The organism is Andreesenia angusta (assembly GCF_001855385.1).
Lineage (GTDB): Bacteria > Bacillota > Clostridia > Tissierellales > Gottschalkiaceae > Andreesenia > Andreesenia angusta.
The window spans coordinates 86,222-104,351 of record NZ_MKIE01000003.1 but is presented as its reverse complement, the minus strand read 5'-3'; the positions used below and the strand labels follow the sequence as shown (position 1 = coordinate 104,351).

At 41.8% G+C, this 18,130-nt stretch carries 16 protein-coding genes and 1 other annotated feature; of the genes, 2 read left to right on the top strand and 14 right to left on the bottom strand.

Going from position 1 to position 18,130, the window contains the following annotated elements; all coding sequences use genetic code 11:
* Positions 1-9: 9 nt before the first annotated feature.
* Together corA and leuS are read right to left on the bottom strand one after the other, a co-directional pair.
* Positions 10-1,065 (bottom strand): magnesium/cobalt transporter CorA, encoded by a 1,056-nt coding sequence (gene corA / locus EUAN_RS05030; RefSeq protein ID WP_071062373.1) that lies wholly within the window; start codon positions 1,063-1,065, stop codon positions 10-12.
* Between the two features lie 56 nt (positions 1,066-1,121).
* Complete coding sequence (gene leuS / locus EUAN_RS05025; RefSeq protein ID WP_071062371.1) at positions 1,122-3,533, bottom strand: leucine--tRNA ligase; 2,412 nt, start codon at positions 3,531-3,533, stop codon at positions 1,122-1,124.
* Between the two features lie 48 nt (positions 3,534-3,581).
* Positions 3,582-3,790: a binding site (T-box leader), on the bottom strand.
* Positions 3,791-3,952: 162 nt separating this feature from the next.
* On the opposite strand from leuS, the gene EUAN_RS05020 reads away from it, so the two are divergent.
* Positions 3,953-4,999 carry an FAD:protein FMN transferase gene (locus EUAN_RS05020; RefSeq protein WP_071062369.1) on the top strand — a complete coding sequence of 349 codons (1,047 nt, stop codon included), beginning with the start codon at positions 3,953-3,955 and terminating at the stop codon, positions 4,997-4,999.
* A 399-nt stretch (positions 5,000-5,398) separates the two neighbouring features.
* Here the strand turns inward: EUAN_RS05020 and EUAN_RS05015 are convergent, their stop codons facing one another.
* The 9 genes from EUAN_RS05015 to EUAN_RS04975 all read right to left on the bottom strand — a co-directional run bounded on the left by EUAN_RS05015 (position 5,399) and on the right by EUAN_RS04975 (position 15,390).
* Entirely contained in the window at positions 5,399-5,908 is a 510-nt protein-coding gene (locus EUAN_RS05015; RefSeq protein ID WP_071062367.1) for a ferritin, read from the bottom strand.
* Positions 5,909-6,337: 429 nt separating this feature from the next.
* Positions 6,338-8,674 (bottom strand): xanthine dehydrogenase family protein molybdopterin-binding subunit, encoded by a 2,337-nt coding sequence (locus tag EUAN_RS05010; protein WP_071062365.1) that lies wholly within the window; start codon positions 8,672-8,674, stop codon positions 6,338-6,340.
* 1 nt (position 8,675) lies between these two features.
* Positions 8,676-9,125, bottom strand: coding sequence for a (2Fe-2S)-binding protein (locus tag EUAN_RS05005; RefSeq protein WP_071062363.1), 450 nt, complete (start codon positions 9,123-9,125; stop codon positions 8,676-8,678).
* Complete coding sequence (locus tag EUAN_RS05000; RefSeq protein ID WP_071062361.1) at positions 9,116-9,922, bottom strand: FAD binding domain-containing protein; 807 nt, start codon at positions 9,920-9,922, stop codon at positions 9,116-9,118. Before EUAN_RS05000 ends, EUAN_RS05005 begins: the two co-directional genes overlap by 10 nt.
* Before the next feature lie 299 nt (positions 9,923-10,221).
* Positions 10,222-11,004, bottom strand: coding sequence for a Na-translocating system protein MpsC family protein (locus EUAN_RS04995; protein WP_071062359.1), 783 nt, complete (start codon positions 11,002-11,004; stop codon positions 10,222-10,224).
* Positions 10,997-13,453, bottom strand: coding sequence for an ABC transporter substrate-binding protein (locus EUAN_RS04990; protein ID WP_071062357.1), 2,457 nt, complete (start codon positions 13,451-13,453; stop codon positions 10,997-10,999). The genes EUAN_RS04995 and EUAN_RS04990 overlap by 8 nt, the downstream gene beginning before the upstream one ends.
* A gap of 103 nt (positions 13,454-13,556) precedes the next feature.
* Positions 13,557-14,096, bottom strand: a complete 540-nt coding sequence (locus EUAN_RS04985; RefSeq protein ID WP_143000707.1) for a hypothetical protein — start codon at positions 14,094-14,096, stop codon at positions 13,557-13,559.
* Positions 14,026-14,550: a rhodanese-like domain-containing protein gene (locus EUAN_RS04980; RefSeq protein ID WP_071062354.1), complete on the bottom strand. Its 525-nt coding sequence runs from the start codon at positions 14,548-14,550 to the stop codon at positions 14,026-14,028. The genes EUAN_RS04985 and EUAN_RS04980 overlap by 71 nt, the downstream gene beginning before the upstream one ends.
* A gap of 117 nt (positions 14,551-14,667) precedes the next feature.
* Positions 14,668-15,390, bottom strand: a complete 723-nt coding sequence (locus tag EUAN_RS04975) for a TrmH family RNA methyltransferase (protein ID WP_084655730.1) — start codon at positions 15,388-15,390, stop codon at positions 14,668-14,670.
* A 93-nt stretch (positions 15,391-15,483) separates the two neighbouring features.
* Here EUAN_RS04975 and EUAN_RS04970 point away from each other — a divergent pair, with 93 nt between their 5' ends.
* Positions 15,484-16,581, top strand: a complete 1,098-nt coding sequence (locus EUAN_RS04970; protein WP_071062352.1) for an AI-2E family transporter — start codon at positions 15,484-15,486, stop codon at positions 16,579-16,581.
* 9 nt (positions 16,582-16,590) lie between these two features.
* Here EUAN_RS04970 and EUAN_RS04965 read toward each other — a convergent pair whose 3' ends face one another.
* The 3 genes from EUAN_RS04965 to rplM form a co-directional block, all read right to left on the bottom strand.
* Positions 16,591-17,208, bottom strand: coding sequence for a phosphatase PAP2 family protein (locus tag EUAN_RS04965; RefSeq protein WP_071062349.1), 618 nt, complete (start codon positions 17,206-17,208; stop codon positions 16,591-16,593).
* Positions 17,209-17,269: 61 nt separating this feature from the next.
* Complete coding sequence (gene rpsI / locus EUAN_RS04960) at positions 17,270-17,662, bottom strand: 30S ribosomal protein S9 (protein WP_071062347.1); 393 nt, start codon at positions 17,660-17,662, stop codon at positions 17,270-17,272.
* 21 nt (positions 17,663-17,683) lie between these two features.
* Positions 17,684-18,112 (bottom strand): 50S ribosomal protein L13, encoded by a 429-nt coding sequence (rplM, locus tag EUAN_RS04955; RefSeq protein WP_071062345.1) that lies wholly within the window; start codon positions 18,110-18,112, stop codon positions 17,684-17,686.
* Positions 18,113-18,130: the final 18 nt, after the last annotated feature.

Here is an 18,130-nt window from a genome sequence, read left to right as displayed (position 1 = left end):
CAATGAAGACTAAAGCCATCTCTTGTTTTTAAAGTACCTGTACATGAAGATCATAAGCGCTATATTTATTATCCAAAACACTGGATATGCATGCTTTATTCCAAGCTCGGGGAACTCTTTGAAGTTCATCCCATATACTCCAGCTAGGAATGTGGAGGGTATGAACATTATGGATATGACGGTGAGCGTCTGCATTATGCTGTTCATCTTGTTGCTGGTATTCGAGAGGTATATGTCAAACAGCCCCAGTATAGACTCCCTGTATATAGAAGTGTAGTCCATTATTTGGGAAATATTCCCCTTTAAATCTCTCAAGTACTCCTTTGTGCTGTTCTCTATAAGCCCTTCCTCTCTTATCATTCCGTGGATTACGTCTTCTAGCGGCCATATAGACGCCCTTAAAAGCAGCAGCTCTTTTCTTATCCTGTACACCTCTTCCAAGTTCATGCTCTCTTCTCCGCTTATTATGGCCTCCTCTATCTGCTCTATCTGCTCCTCTACGTCGCTGACTATCAGAAAGTAGTTGTCAACTAACAAGTCCATTATGTAGTAGAGCGCATAGTCAGTGCCGAAGCGCCTCAAGCTGTGCTTTGAGTTTTTCAGCTTTTCCTTTGCATAGTTTATAACTTCGGAGTCAGAGTCTCTAAATATAACTATAGTTCTGTCTTTTACGACAAAGGAGAGCTGCTCCTGCACTATCCTTATATTCTCCTTGTCTAAGTAGAGGTTTTTCATTATGAGGAAAAGGTAGTCCTTCTGGAGCTCCAGCCTTGGCCTTTCGCCCATATGCATTATGTCCTCTAAAAGCAGATCGTCTAGGCCTAGTATAGCTCCTATCCTCTGCATCTCATCTTTGTTGTTGAGTCCTTTCACGTCTATAAACCTGTAGCCGCTGTAGTCCTTGAACTCCTCTATCTTTTTTTTAAATGATATCTCGTCTGTCTCTGGGCTGTACAGCAGTACGTCCACTTGGACCTCTTCGCTCGATATGTCCCCAGTGTAGACCAGTTCTCCCGGCTTGTTTCTCCACTTCTGCTTTCCCCTCTTTATCTGAGTCTTTGCCACAATATCCACCTCCAGCTATAAAAACAGACTGCCGAAATCTCGGCAGCCTATATATCCTACTTCACAACTATATTGTATATCTTTCCAGGTACATATATCTCTTTAACTACACTCTTGTCACCTATGGCTCCAGATATCTTTTCGTCATCAAAAGCCTTCTCATGTGCCTCTTCTGCCGAGGCATCTTTTGAAATGCTTATGATCCCCTTCACCTTTCCGTTTACCTGTACAGCTATCTCTATCACGTCATCCACCGTCTTTTCCTCGTCCCACAGAGGCCAAGGCGACTCGTTCAGCATGTTTTCAAAGCCAGCTAGCTCCCAAAGCTCCTCTGTTATATGAGGCGCCGCCGGATTGAGAAGTGAAAGGAAAGTTCTGTATTCAGCCTTGTTTATCTTTCCAACGCTGTTTATCTCGTTTATAAGTCCCATAAGAGCTGCTATCCCAGTGTTGAACTTCATGTTCTCAAAGTCTTCACTCACCTTTTTTATGGTCTTGTGCATTGAAGATTCAAGCTCAGAAGAGTACTCCTCTCCGTCCACCAGGATTTCCTGAAGTCTCCACACCCTATCTAGGAATCTTCTGCATCCACGCACTCCATTTTCAGACCAAGAGACACTCTTTTCAAAGTCCCCTATAAACATCTCGTACACTCTAAGCGTGTCGGCTCCGAACTCCTCCACAACCTCGTCTGGATTCACAACATTCCCTCTAGACTTAGACATCTTCTCGTTGTTCTCTCCAAGTATCATGCCGTGAGACGTTCTCTTCTGGTAAGGCTCTGCCGTAGGAACTATACCGCAGTCGTACAGGAATTTATGCCAGAACCTAGAGTATAGAAGGTGAAGCGTAGTGTGCTCCATTCCGCCGTTGTACCAGTCTACAGGTATCCAGTAGTCCAGATTCTCCTTGCTCGCAAGCTCCTTGTCGTTTGCAGGGTCTATATATCTCAGGAAATACCAAGATGATCCTGCCCATTGTGGCATAGTGTCTGTCTCTCTTTTCGCCGCTCCCTTGCACTTAGGACATTCCGTATTCACCCAGTCCGTTATATTGGCAAGCGGTGACTCCCCGTTGTCTGTAGGCTCATAGCTCTCAACCTCTGGAAGCGTAAGCGGAAGCTCCTCCTCCGGCACTGGAACCCATCCACAAGATTCACAGTACACCATAGGTATAGGCTCTCCCCAGTACCTCTGTCTTGAGAATACCCAGTCTCTCAGCTTGTAGTTTGTAGTCCTCTCTCCTATTCCCTGAGCTTCAAGATGCTCCGCTATCTTCACCTTTGCATCCTCTACTGAGAGTCCGTCTATTATGCCTGAGTTTATCATAGTTCCGTTCTCTATATCTGTAAAAGCTTCGCTTTGCACGTCTCCGCCTGCTACAACCTCCACTATAGGCAGCTCGAATTTCTTTGCAAACTCCCAGTCTCTAGTGTCGTGGCCAGGCACAGCCATTATTGCCCCTGTTCCATAGCTCATAAGCACGTAGTCTGAAACCCAGACCGGTATCTCTTTGCCGCTCACAGGGTTTATAGCTTTTATTCCCTCTAGCGCCACACCTGTCTTGTCTTTAGCCATCTCTGTTCTCTCGAAGTCGGACTTCTTCGATGCGAACTCCCTGTACTCCTCGATAGCGTCCATGTTTTCTATCTTTTCTTTCAGCTTGTCTATAACAGGGTGCTCAGGAGATATGACCATATAAGTCACACCGTATAGCGTATCTGGTCTAGTTGTATAGACTCTCAATGCCTCTTCAAATCCGTTTAGCTTGAAGTCTACTTCCATACCTTCAGACTTTCCTATCCAGTTTTTCTGCTGTATCTTTACCCTCTGTATATAGTCAACCAAGTCAAGGTCTTTTATAAGCCTCTCCGCATACTCAGTTATCTTGAGCATCCACTGGTTCTTTATCTTTCTAGAGACCTCTGTGCCACATCTCTCGCAAGCGCCGTTTACAACTTCCTCGTTTGAAAGTCCCACCTTACAGTCAGGACACCAGTTTATAGACGCCTCTTTCTTGTAAGCCAAGCCCTTCTCGTAGAGCTTTAGGAATATCCACTGTGTCCACTTGTAGTACTCAGGATCTGTGGTGTTTATCTCCCTTGACCAGTCGAAAGAAAGACCAAGCGACTTAAGCTGGCTCTTGAATCTCGCCACGTTCTGCTCTGTCACAAGCTTTGGATGTATCTTGTTCTTTATAGCGTAGTTTTCAGTCGGAAGCCCGAATGCGTCCCATCCCATTGGATACAGCACGTTGTAGCCTTCCATCCTTCTCTTTCTAGAGACTATGTCAAGTGCAGTGTAAGGTCTAGGATGCCCTACATGAAGGCCTTGCCCCGATGGATATGGGAACTCAACAAGTGCATAGAACTTAGGCTTAGACTTTTCTTCCGAGGCGTGAAAAGTTCCCTTTTCATCCCAGATATCTTGCCATTTTTTTTCAATGTTTTTTGGATTATATTCTCTCAATTCATTCACTCCTCAGTGTTTTCTACAAAAATAAAACCCCTTCATTCTCATAGAGACGAAGAGATTCGCGGTACCACCCTATTTGACAGCTCTTGCCGTCCTCTTGAAAGACTGTAACGCGCCTTAAACGATCAGAACTATTGTATTCATCCTGATAGCTCGGGAATGAGTTCAGCTTTCCTCAATACTGTTTCGCACCGTCCAACAGCTCTCTACAAAATGAGGTTAAGCCTAGTGTTTTCCGTCACAGCTTTTGTATCTTAACTAAGTTTTAGTTTATCAGATTTCTACCTATAAATCAACGTAGAATAGAGTTTAAGAGAGCATATAAAAGTTATTTTCGACCTATCCAGCCATAAATATATCGTCTAATATGCAAATCTAGTGTATACTATTATCGTATAGAAAGGAGTATATCTATGAACAGAAAGAGAATAACCACAGTGATAATACTGGCACTTATAGCGTTTTCGATATACCGAGCCCAAAGTGTAAGCAGCAAAAGCAGTTCAGTAAATAAGACAAGCTACCTCATGGGGACTATAGTGAATCTAACTATATACGACCCTCTGGAAGACAATCTGTTTTCAGAGTCTTTCGACATAATAGAGGATATAGAGTCGAAGATGAGCTTGAACATAGATGACAGCGAAGTCAATAGCATAAACAAAAATCCTGGCGTCCCGGTGCCTGTGTCTGATGAAACTATAGACGTTATAGAGCGAGGCCTCTACTACTCCGAGGTTTCCGGCGGCAAGTTCGACATAACCTCCGGAAGCCTAGTAAAGCTTTGGGATATAGGCGGGGAAAACGCCAAGGTTCCGTCCGAAGAAGAAATAGCAGCTGTGCTTCCAAGTATAGACTACAAGAGCGTCAAAGTAGACAGGACTGAAAATACAGTGACACTTTTAAAGCCTGGGACCACGCTAGACCTGGGTGGAATAGCCAAAGGCTATGCAGCTGACGCTGTGTCTGAGTACCTTAAATCCAAGGGCGTAAAAAAAGCTATAGTGGATATAGGTGGGAACCTGTTTCTTATAGGCACAAATGAGGAAGATGAGCTCTGGAAAGTAGGCATAAAAAATCCCTTCTCTGAAAGCAGAAACGACTATATAGGCATAGTCGAATCCTCCGAGTCTTCAGTTGTGACTTCTGGTGTCTACGAGAGGTTCCTTGAGTCAGATGGTGTCAAATACCACCATATACTAGACCCAGACACTGGCTACCCTTCTGACAACGAGATTATGGGAGTTTCTATAATCTGTGACAAGTCGATAGACGCAGATGGGCTCTCGACATCTGTGTTTCTGCTTGGTCTAGAAGACGGCATAGACCTTGTAGAGGGCCTAGATGGAGTCGAGGCCATATTCATAACAAAGTCAAAGGAAGTCTATCTCACTAGCGGGATAAGCGATGCATTCGAACTGAAAAACAGCGAGTTCAAAATCATAAAAAGAGGCTCTTAAACTACAGAGCCTCTTTTGTTTAACTGGTTATGACCAAATCGTCTCCCCATTCGTATTCCTCAAATCCGATATTTATGACTTTCACGCTTCTACATATATCACTACCAAGTATTACATTTGCACCTTCTATTTCGTACACATCGTCTTCCGGTTTGGGATCGTCCAGAGCCCATTCATATATGTTGCCGGCTCACATCTTTCGCCTAGCGTAAAACCTTACGTTCTTTCCACTGAGCTCTTCCCTTATAAACTCTTTTGCCCTATCTGAAATATTGAATTTCATCTTCATCACCTCATTGTATAATTCAAATATATGAATATCTTATATTTATTATATACCCAAAAGTGTTTTTTGAAAACAAAAAAGACTCATATTTTATGAGTCTTTTTTTATTAAGTCTATTCAGCTGCAGGAGGCGTGAAAGTTCTAGCTCCCAGCTCTGCATCCATCATGTACAGCGCATGTGAGTTGTCTGAAATTCTCTCCAGCTTTGTTATCTTATCTTTCATTCCTGATTCCTCTTCGACCTGCTCGTCTATGAACCACTTCAGGAAGCTCACTGTAGCGTGCTCTCTCTCTTCCATGGCTATGTCCATAAGGTTGTATATTCTCTTAGTCACTATCTGCTCGTGGTGAAGCGCTACCTTGAACACATCCACAGCTGATTCAAACTCGTTTTGAACTCCGTCTATCGAAGCTATAGTAACTCTTCCATCCATTTCATTTATATAGTCATAGAACTTGCGAGCATGGAACCTCTCCTCTTCTGCCTGAACCATGAAGAAGTTGGCGAACCCGTCCAGTCCTTCGTTAGAGAAGTAAGCGGCCATCCCTAAGTAGTAATGTGCTGAAAGATATTCAAAGTTAAGTTGTTCGTTTAATGCTTCTAGTAGTTTTTGTGATACCATTTTTCATTCCTCCTCTTTCTTTATCTAATTAACTTTATACCCAAGCCTATCCTGTTTAATCCTTTTGTCTCATAAAAAATAAAAAACAGAGATAGATCCAATGGATCTACCTCTCTTCTTCTATTTTCCTAAAAGCTCTTTCACCTTGCAACCCTTGTACTTCATATACGCCTTCCACTTTAATTCGTGAACGAACGTCTTAAAGCAGATTTCTTCTCTATAAAGTAAACATCCTCTTCTTATTTCATATCTTTTACTAGACATGTGGACACTGACTCTCCTTTAATCTTCATAACTTGTATACCTGTATACCATAGCTAATTATATTTCCAAAGATTATATTTGTAAAGAGTTTTCTATCTGCTTTAACCACTGTTTTTCTACGTTGTAAGGCTTTATCGCAATTAAACTCTCTTTATCGTGTTCTACTTACTTGTTCTTCTTCTCTTTAAGCGCCTTTAGCACCTTCTCAGGAGTCATTGGAAGATCTGTCAGCCATATTCCTGTAGCGTTGTATATAGCGTCTTGTATAGCTGGAGGAGTTGGGTTAAGAACTATCTCTCCTATAGACTTCGCTCCGTATGGTCCTGTAGGCTCATAAGTGTCTGTGAACTCTACAACTAGGTTAGTCTTTATGTCGTCTCTACTTGGTATCTTGTACTCCATCAGACTGTCTGTAGTCATTCTTCCTCTACTGTCGTAGCTTATCTTCTCTATAAGCGCTAGACCTAGACCCTGTATAAGTCCACCCTCTGTCTGCACTTTTGCAAGCTTAGGGTTTATAGGAGTTCCACAGTCTACCACTCCTACCATGTTAGGAACTTCAACTATTCCAGTCTCAGTGTCTACCTCAACCTCTACGAAACATGCCATATAAGGACTCGCAGCCTTGTAAGGAACATAAGATCCTGTAACCTCTATCTGGTGCTGGAACTTACCGTAAGTAAGCTTAGTTCCCATGTGCTCAAGGTCAAGTACCTCTCCGCTCTTCTTGTCTGTGAACTTGTCTCCGTCAAACTCAAGCGAGTCTACATCAGTCTCAAGAAGTCTTGCCGCCTGCTTGAAAAGCTCTTCTCTTGCAAGCTTACCTGCATTTATAACTGCATTTCCAGTAACGTAAGTCGTACTAGATGCGTATGCTCCAACGTCGAACGGTGTAAGGTCTGTGTCAGAAGAGAATACTCTTATTCTGTCTTCAGATATTCCTATAGCGTCTGCAGCTATCTGTTTAAGGATAGTGTCACTACCTGTTCCTATGTCGGTAGCTCCTAGCAGAAGCGTGAAGAATCCATTCTCCTGGAATCTTATAGTTGCCGATGCAGAGTCTATATTAGGTATTCCCGATCCCTGCATAGAAAGAGCCATTCCAACTCCTCTTACTTTGCTAGATGAAACTTCCTTCTTAGGGAACTTCTCGTCCCATCCTATAAGCTCCTTACCTCTCTTAACCGCTTGCTCAAGTCCACAGCTCTCTGCAGTCTGAAGCTCTGAAAGGTCGTCGAACACTGTAGAAAGGTTGAATCCTACTGAAGTCTCGCCTTCCTTAAGCATGTTCTTCTCTCTTATAACAGCTGGGTCCATGTCTAGCTCATGTGCTAACTTGTTCACTATAGACTCTGTAGCGAATATTCCCTGAGTAACTCCGAACCCTCTAAACGCTCCTGCTGTAGGAAGGTTAGTGTACGCAGTGTATCCGTGGAATCTGTAGGCATCAGCCTTGTTGTAAAGAGGTATAGTCTTGTATCCAGCTGGAGCTAGAGTAGTCTTAGAGTGCTCTCCGTAAGCTCCCTGGTCTGAAAGCACTTCCATATCTATAGCTCTTATAGTACCGTCTTTCATAGCACCTATCTTAGTGTCTATTCTCATTCTGTGTCTAGTAGTTCCACATATAGTGTTCTCTACTCTACTGAAAATCATCTTTGCAGGCTTTCCAGTTCTCATAGTTACAGCAGCTGGATAAAACTCTGCCTGAAGGTTCTGCTTCGCACCGAATCCTCCACCTATACGAGGCTTTATAACTCTTACCTGATCTGGTGTCATTCCCAGTGACCTAGCTACAGTTCTTCTTACGTGGAAAGGAACCTGTGTAGAAGAAACTATTACAAGTCTTCCATGCATGTCCTTGTAAGTGTAAGATCTGTGAGTCTCCATCATCGCATGCTCTTGCGCTTGGTTGTAAGTAGTGTTTTCTATTACAACGTCACACTCTGCGAATATCTCGTCTATTCCCTTATCTCCTTTTGACCAGTCGTACTCGTATTCACAAGCTACGTTTCTGTCAAAGTTAGGATGTATTATGGCATTAGGCTTGTAGTTCTTGTGGTCTGGGTGGATTACAGAAGGATGGTCTATGGCCTTTTCAAAGTCTATTACAGGCTCGAATACTTCATAGTCTACCTTTATCATCTTCATAGCTTTTTCAGCAGTCTCTTCGTCTACAGCTGCAACTATGGCAACACTATCTCCTACATATCTTACATACTCATCTAGGATGTAAGAGTCATATGAAGCTGGCTCTGGAAAAGAAGCTCCTGATCTTGTGAAAGGTATCCTTGGGATGTCCTTCCAAGTAAGCACACACTCCACTCCAGGCACTTTAAGCGCTCTGCTTACATCTATGTCCTTCATCTTCGCAAAAGCATGTGGACTTCTCAGTATCTTTACAATAAGAGCGTCTTTTGGAGCCAAGTCGTCTGTATAGACTGGCTTACCAGTTACTAGTCCCATACCATCTATTTTAGAAATCGGTTTATTAACTGCTTTCATATTATTCTACCCCCATTAACTTCTTTATAGCTCTCAGCTGTCCAACGTATCCAGTACATCTGCATAGGTTGTTTGTAAGGTAATTTCTTATGTCATCTTCTGTAGGGTTTTCTATCTCTTTCTTCATTCCTATTATAGTCATAACAAGACCTGGGCTACAGTATCCGCATTGGTCAACTCCCTCTTCTACAAGGAACGATCCCACTTCTGCCGCTTCAGCTTGAACACCTTCTATAGTAGTTATCTTCTTTCCTTCAGCTCTTACAGCTAGGTAAGAACATGAAAGCACTGGCTTGTCGTCTATCAGTATAGTACACAGTCCGCAGTTTCCAGTCTCACAACCCTTTTTAACCCCTAGATAACCATTTTCTCTCAGTACTTCAACTAAGAACTCATGAGGTTTTACATCTAACGTTTTATCTGATCCATTTATGTTTAACTTTATTTGCATGAAGACACCTCCAAAACAGCTCTCTTGATCAATACTTTACATACATCTTCTCTATATTCTGCTGTTCCTCTAGTATTCGTTCCAAATACAAGCTCTTCTGCAGCAAGTTCTCCTGCTTTTATAGCCACTTCTTCTGTAACTTCTCCTGCTGAATTCAAGTAGTCCATAGCTTTTAGAGCCAGTGCCGCTCTTCTAGGTCTTGCTCCAACAGTTACATTGTACTTTCCGTCTATCTTCGCCACTACAGTGACTAGCATAGCGTAGTCTCCTCTAGAGATTCTGATAGTCTGGTTTGAAGCACAAACCTCTTTAGCCTTAGGAATTACAACTTTTTCAAGTACGTCTCTTCTGAACCCATCTTCTGCTAGGTATTCCTTTAGTGATATCTCTCCAGTCGAGTGGAAGCAAACTTTAGCGTCAACAGCTAGAAGCGCAGGTATCACGTCTGAGAATCCGTATTTCTGGTATACAGTTCCACCTACAGTTGCTATGTTTCTAAGCTGAACTCCTACTATGTCTTTAAGCGACTGCTTGAACACATCCCCGTAATGTGCATTTAGTGCGCTATCAGTCTCTAATGATCTCAGTGACGTCATAGCCCCTATTTCAAAGCTGTCATCTGTCTCTTTTATATAGTCTAGCTCTAGATCAGATAGATCAACTGCCAGTCCTATCCTTCTGTCTCCCATTCTCACATAAAGCCCGCCACCTATAATTCTAGCAGGTTTCTTAGTCTTTAAAAGCTCGCTAGCCTCATCTAGACTCTTTGGTCTTACGTAATCGCCAAAAGTTATCATATGATCCCTCCATACTCCGTATTATTGTAAAATAAATCCTCATACAAGACTCTTATCACTTCCAGAATGCCTCTTTTTCATCTGAAAACGTTGTCTCGCTTAAATAAAAAAGGGCAACACAAAGACATATGCTTCGTGCTGACCTCTCTAAGCTTGGTTGTAAAACCATCTTCAGTATTTGCCAACTAAAAATAATATCTAGTTTTAATCTTTCCAAATCGGCTTACTCTCGTATCCGCTTCGGCAGGATTATAAATTTCTATAGCTTGATTATATCAAATAGCCCTGTCCTTTACAAGTTATACAAAAGAGAATTTTATATAATCCACATTTTTTTTAGAGTTAGGCTCTGCCTCTATCATCCTGACATTCAAGTCTGTAGACTCTTGTATCATCTTTTCAAACTCTCTCTTCAGCTCTGAGTAGAATATCTTTCTGTTGTAGTCTACAAGCGAGTGATTCTTGTTGCTTTTGACTATGCTGCTCTCAAAAGCTGTGAGCGTTTCCTCTGCTTCCACGTTTATGTCCTTCCCCTGTATAAACACCCTTATATTTTTAGGTCCTTTGCCGGTGTATTTTTTTATAAAAAAAGCTACCTTGCTCTTTATCTCGTCCTCTAGCTCTTTTTTCTCGTCTCTGTTCAGTATATACTTGTCTTCAATTATGACTTTTCCTGTTTTCTGCTTCATTATATGAAGTGCCAGCTCGTTCATAGCTTCTAGCAGCTTGTTAGTGTCTACAGGCTTTACTATATACTTCACTATTCCAAGGTCCACAGCCTCGAGTATAGTCTCGCTATCTGAAAGAGCCGAATTTATTATGACTCCACCATCATAGCCGTTTTCTCTAGCCTCTTTAAGCATTTCAAGCCCTGTCTTCCCAGGCATTTTCAAGTCTGTCACGACCATGTCTGGGTTGTATTTTTTCAAAAGCTCGAGGCCTTCCACCCCGTCTTTTCCCACAATCAGTCGTCCTACTCTTCGCTTCAAGTATTTCGAAAGTTCTAGCCTTGCAATCTCTTCGTCTTCCACGAATAGCAATGTTATATTTGAAAGTATATTTTCCTCTTCTTTCCTATTCATCGTCACTGTCCTCGCTTTCTTTGGGAATTCTTATCTTGGTCATAAGACCGTTTTTAGTATTTTCACAGTTCACCTTTCCATTCAGGTTGTTCTCTATTATGGTCTTGGTGATATACAGTCCAAGCCCCGTACCCTTCTTACCAGGCTTAGTTGTGAAGTACATCTCAAACACCTTATCTATTATATCCTCGTCTATTCCGCCTGCATTGTCCTCTATCTCGCAGACTAGGTCGCTACCTTTCTCGTACACCCTTATCTCTATTCTCTTGTCAGGGCTGTCCACATCTGCAAGTGCATCCGCCGAGTTGCTTATGACGTTAAAGAGTGCCTGTGAATAATGATTGTTATATCCATACGCACTTAGATTTCTGTCGCAATCCGAGAACATGACACTTATATCGTTGAATCTGAACTTCTCGTCTAGCAAGTAGAGTATCGAATTTATACTTTCACATGGTGAAAACTTCTCTTTCTCGCTCGCTGGATTGAAGAAGTACCTGAAGTCGTCTATAGTGTTGGACATCTGATTTATAAGCCTTCTAGACCTCTCTATACATGTGTCGAAGTACTCCTGCTCCAACTCTGCGTGTACAAAGGCATCCTCTAGGTTTGAAAGCACCAGCGCCAAGCTGTTGAGTGGCTGCCTCCACTGGTGAGCTATGTTCCCTATCATCTCCCCCATGGCTGCAAGCTTTGCCTGGTGTATTATGAGCACTTCCTTCTTTCTGTTCTCGTCTAATTCGTTTTTAAACATCTTTTCAAGCTCTAGATTTATCTCCTCTAGCTTTGAAAGCATCTTTGTCTTGTCGTCTATTTTTTTCGTCTCAAAGTCTATCGGGACGTTTATCTCGGCCGCTACCTCGTTCACTATATCTCTGAATCTAGCTTCGGCCCTGTCTACGGACTCTTCCATCATTTTTTTTGTAGTTATGTCAGCTACCATATTGAGATATATCTTTTCATCTGTTTCGCTGTCATCCATCGCCACCATAAACAGATTCCCCCAAAGATATCCCCCGTCTTTCTTTGTATACTTCTGCTCCACCTCGTACTCCGTCAATTCGCCATCTATCAGCTTGTTTATAAGCTCATTTGGCACTTCATTCTCCTCCGGGCTTATTATGGTCTTCATAGACCTGCCTACCAGCTCGCCTTCATCGTAGCCAGTCATTTCAAGCCACTTCTTATTGCACTGCACTATCTCCCCTGTTCGTCTTGTAAGCACTATGCCTATTATGGAGCTGTTGAAGAGTATTTCATATCTATCTCTCTCTTTTTTCAGCCTCTTCTCAGCCTCTTCTCTTTCAGCTATCTCTATTTCCAAGTCGGTGTTTTTAGAGCTCAAGTTTATAAAGAAAATTACTACAGAAAACAGAAACCCCACCATTATAAACTGTATAAATTGATTTAGCGAGTCTTTTTCCTGTCCTCTGGCTATCTCCTCATAGTTGAATATGGTTTTCTCCGCATTGAATTCATTTTTTATTATTCCGAACTGATACAGGGTACTGCCCATTTCATCCCATCTATAAGGATTTATATTCCCTATTTCAACCACAGGATAAAGCATAAGATCTCTTATTTTTTCAGATTGAAACTCATTGTACTCCCTGAAATCCGACTTGCTCTTATGCTCTGGATTGTCGTAGTTTTCCAATATTATATCTATAGTTTTTTCTGGATTTTCAAGCGCATACTTCCATCCCTTTATGCTAGCTCGTCTAAACTTTTCAACCAGCTCAGGGTCTTCTGTCGCAAGCTTCTTGGTCGTGAAAAGAGAGTCACCATAGAAGTCTATGCCGTAGTCTATCGCTCTTATCTCCTTTAGTTTCACTCCCTCTTTGTAGGCGTAGTAATCTATCACGCCCCCTGTATAGCCTGGTATCAAATCGTACTTTCCTGTAGTCAGGTCTTCTAGCTCGAACACCGAATACTTGTCTATAAGAGGTATTCTGTTCAAGTTCACACCTTCTACTCTCAGCATGGATTTGAACTCTATGCTGAGCAAATCCTCTTCTCTGATCCCCACCTTTTTATCAGCTAGATTGGCCAGATTGCTGTACTCTTCTGTGTCTAACATATAGTATCTGACAGGACTCTTTTGAAAAAACGACGATACAAGCATAAGCTCTTCTCTTTCATCATTGGCCAGTATTATGTCCGAAGATCCCACTCCGAACTCGGCTCTGCCCTTTATCACCTCGTCTGGGGCAAACTGAGTCTGGCCTTCTCCTCCGCTTCCCGATCTGATTTCCACATCCAGACCTTCGTCTTCGTAGTAGCCTAGCTCTTTTGCCGCGTAGTAACCTGCAAATTGAAACTGATGGTTCCATCTTAGCTGCAGCACAACCTCTCTATTCGAGGTGCTCTCTGTCTCTCCCCAGGCTGCACCTGATCCCAAAGCTAAGAGAATTAAAACTATTGATATAATCCTAAAGTTCTTGATCACCTTCTAAAACTCCCTCTGTGCTTTATTCCTAACCCTTATTTTATCATATATAATAAAAAAAGTTCCTAAAAATATAGGAACTTTTTTTATTATATATGATCCTCTACGGCTTTATCTCTATCGATATTCCATCGGCAAGAGAGCCCTTCATGGATATTACGCTGAGTATTATATCCTCCTTGACAAACTTGTATTTATCGTCCTGATACTTTTCAAATCCCTCGGACTCTATAATCTCGTAGGCTTTTTCCAGTGATATTCCAGGATGCATCCCATATATGCTTGTTTCAGGATTCTTAGTTGTGATCCGTCTGACTTCATCCGTGTCGATGTTGAATCCTATGTTTAGATTTTCTTCTATATATCCATACTCATATCCATTTATACACATTGCTTTTTCACCTTTGACTCCTACAGCCTTTTCTACTTCTTCCTCTTCCATGTAGAGCTTTACTCCCATAACGTCTACCTTGGGGTTGACTTCCTTTTCTACAAAGGAATTACCCAGTGCAGAGCATCCAGCAGTTGCCAGCACCGTAGCTAAAGCCATAAAAGACAGTGCTTTGAAAAATCTACTTTTCAACTTCATATCCAGCTTCTTGCCAAGCCACTCCTCCGCCTGGAACTCTGTATACTTCCTCAAATCCAGCTTCTTTAGCCAGCACTGCTCCTACATCACTTCTAGCACATCCAACAAACCCGCAGTATACAACTACAGTTTTGCTTTTATCTGATCCGAGTAGTTTTATAAAAGCTTCTTTCTGCTCGTCAGTTGCATCAGCCATTCCAGTCTTAGGAAGCTCTGCATTCACTGCTCCTGGGATATGCCCTTTCGAAAAGTTGTCTGATGGCATAGTGTCTATTATCACCATATCTTTATTGTCCTCTACCCATTTGTTTAGTTCTTCTGTAGAAACAGTCTTGTATCCACCTTTGACAGTGTCATCCATGTACTTTATGGTAGCCTTCTCTATAGCCACTTCACTTCCATCTGGAGCTGTTCCCACTTTTGACACTGTGCTGTCCTCTCCGCAACCTGTAAATACAAGTGCTGAAAGCGCTAGAACACCTATTATTGAAGCTATCCTTCTTTTCATATTAAAACCCTCCCTATAATTTTTAAATTCCTAGTAAATTATAGGGTTTGAATTGTATTTGGTCAAATCAGATTCTTCTATCAACTTCTAGTTTTAAATAATTTCTTTAAATAGTAGTTATCTGTTGAATTCATATAGCGCTATACCCACTGCTATAGATAGGTTTAGCGAATCTATAAGGCTGCTCTGCTCTATCTTTATGCTTTTGCCTAATCCGCTGAAGTAGCTTTCATCCAGCCCGCTTCCCTCGTTTCCGAACACAAGGGAATACGGCTCCGACTTTATCTCCTTTGCATCCGCCAGTGTGTAGTCTGCGTTTAACATAAAAGTGTATATATTGTTTTCTGGAAATGCATCTTGATAGTCCTCGAAAGAGTCGAAGTACTCACATCTTATTTTGAAGATAGCTCCCATAGATGACCTCACCACCTTGGGGTCGAATATATCTACTCCAGGCCTTATTATGGCCAGGTCTTGCACCTTGAAGCCAAGGGCTGTCCTTATTATAGTGCCCATGTTCCCCATATCGCTTGGATTTACAAGCACCAAGTGATTTCCAGGCACTATATGCTCAGTGTACTTTCTGAACACCCCTACAGTGTAGTTGTTCTCTTTCTTGCTTATGCGATTTATGGCCTTGTCGGCTATTTCCACCGCTATGCCTTCTCGCCTGCACTTTTCTATTATCTTCTGGACTCCTTCATTCTCCAATCCCTTTTCCATAACCATTATCTTTATTACGTCTTCTGGCCTATTCTCCAGCAGCTCCATAGTCGGGAACACTCCAAAGCTGTATCCATATTCAAAGTTTTTCTTATATGGTTTTATCTGCACTGTCATTTCTCCACCTCTTTTTATTTAATTAAAGCTTAATTAATCTAAATACCAGTTTTAATGATATAATTGTATTAACGAAAACATAGGAGATCCAATATGATTAGAAGAAAACTAAACTACTTTAGCTTAACCGTTGTTTTACTGCTGTTTCTTATTTTAGTAAAAGACCTTCATCAATCAGATTTTTTCGCAACAGTATCCAAGATACTGATGCCATTTGTATATGGATTTATAATAGCTTATATACTAAATCCAATTATACATTATTTAGAGATGCGATTGAATTTTAAAAAAAGTATTTCTATCTTGATTGTCTACTCGGCACTTTTGCTTGGGCTTTATCTGTTCTTCACAAAAGCTTCTCCCAAGCTACTGATGAGCATAAACAACCTTCTCTTAGACCTTCCAAAGTCACTCAGACTTCTGGTTTCAGGCCTTCGAGAGAATTTACTTGGCAACATGGATAATCCTCTTTTAGACAAGCTACTTTTGTCTATGTTGTTTCAGCTCGATGTCTTTTTAGAGAAGGGACTATCTTTCACCTCTCTAAATATAGAGAAGCTACTGTCCTTGGCTTTCGGTATTACAGGGCTTATAACCAATCTAGTGATCGGCCTTGTGATATCCATTTACATGATAAAAGACAAGTACAGATTTGCCTCTCTTGGAAAGAAACTTCTTTACGCCTTTCTTGAAGGAGATGAGGCAACTAGCATAGTCAATTTTCTCACTGACTTGAACAATGTGTTCTCTAGGTTTATAGTCGGCAAGATAATCGACTCTGCCATTATGGCTGTTCTGTTCTTTGTGCCCATAAAGCTTATGGGAGCAGACTTCGTACTTCTGATGAGCACCATATTCGGAGTCACAAACATAGTCCCTTACTTTGGGCCTCTAGTTGGAATCATTGCAGTCTCTGTAATATCTATCGTCTATATGCCAGATCTGGCCATTCAAATATCCATCTTGGCCATACTGCTACAGCAGTTCGACGGACTGTACTTAGGCCCTAAAATTCTGGGTGGCAAGGTTGGGCTTTCGACTTTCTGGACCATGACCACCATATTGATCTCAGGTGGGCTCTTCGGAATAATGGGAATGCTCCTGGCCGTGCCTGCCGCCTCTGTGATCAGAAAGCTGCTCAACAAGACAATTGAATACAGGCTTGAACATAAAAAAATAAAGATTCGCTGAGGCGGATCTTTATTTCTTTTTAAACTCCATATTTATAGACAGCAGAAAGACTATTGCGCCACCTAAATACCCTGCCAATATGTCTGTAGGCCAATGCACTCCGAGATACATCCTGCTCCATCCCACCAAAAGTGCAACGACTATACTTGCTGCATAGTACTTCTTCTTCGCTCTTCTATTCCGCTTTGAGGCTATATAGGCCAGCGTAAGCCCTACCCCCATCGCAGCCATTGAGTGTCCGCTTGGAAAGCTATACCCCGAAACCTCTATCCTGGAGAAGTCTAACGGTCTTACTCGCTCGTAGAATAGCTTAAAAGCCTGATTGAACGCTGTATTCAAAAGCGCAGATGTGGCGTATAGCTTGAAGTCCAAATAGTTTTTCCTGTCTGCAGCTTTGAATAGAAGGTAAACTCCTATCAAGACATAGCCTGCTGCCGAACCTGCTATACCCAAAGATCTGGCTATAGTAAAGGCCACTTTGCTGTCTCCGCTTTGGACATACCCCAGTATAGATTTGTCAAAGCTATCTAGATAGCCTGTCCTTCCCGTAACAAGGCCCAGTGCTATAAAAAGCACAATAAGCAACATCCCAATCTCTCTGTACTTTACTCTTTCTCTTATCTTCATTTTTGTCCTCCAGCAGATATTCCGTATAAAAAAAACACTGGATATCCAGTGTTTTTTGTAATTATCTCTTTGAGAATTGAGGCGCTCTTCTTGCTTTTTTAAGACCGTATTTCTTTCTCTCAACCATTCTAGCATCTCTAGTAAGGAAGCCTGCTGCCTTAAGCGTTGGTCTTAACTCAGCGTCTGCCTTTAGTAGAGCTCTTGAAAGTCCGTGTCTTATAGCTCCAGCTTGTCCAGTGAATCCTCCACCTTTTACTGTAACTATTACGTCGTACTTGTCTAGGTTCTCAGTTATAGTAAGCGGCTCTTTTGCCACTACTCTTAGAGTCTCGTAGTCAAAGTACTCCTCTAAGCTTCTCTTGTTTACTGTTATATTTCCTGATCCAGGTAGTAGTCTTACTCTAGCTACCGATGTCTTTCTTCTTCCAGTTCCGTAATATTGAACTTTAGCCATTATTATTCCTCCCTTCCTGAACTATGCTTCGTAAACTTCAGGCTTTTGAGCTTCGTGGTTGTGCTCGCTTCCACGATAAACCTTCAATTTCTTGAACATTTGTCTTCCTAAGCTGTTCTTAGGAAGCATTCCCTTAACTGCTAGTGATATGATCTTCTCTGGGTTCTTGTCCATAAGTACGTCATATCTAACCTCTCTAAGTCCTCCAGCGTATCCTGTGTGGTACTTGTAGTACTTCTGCTCCAGTTTCTTTCCAGTTAAAACTATGTTCTCAGCATTTATAACTATAACATAATCTCCTGTGTCAACATGAGGAGTGTATATCGGTTTACGCTTACCTCTTAATATAGATGCGATCTCTGTTGAAAGTCTTCCTAGAGTCTTTCCACTAGCATCTATCACATACCATTTTCTTTCTATTTCCTGTGGTTTTGCATTATAGCTCTTCATTGTTTTCCCTCCTTATAT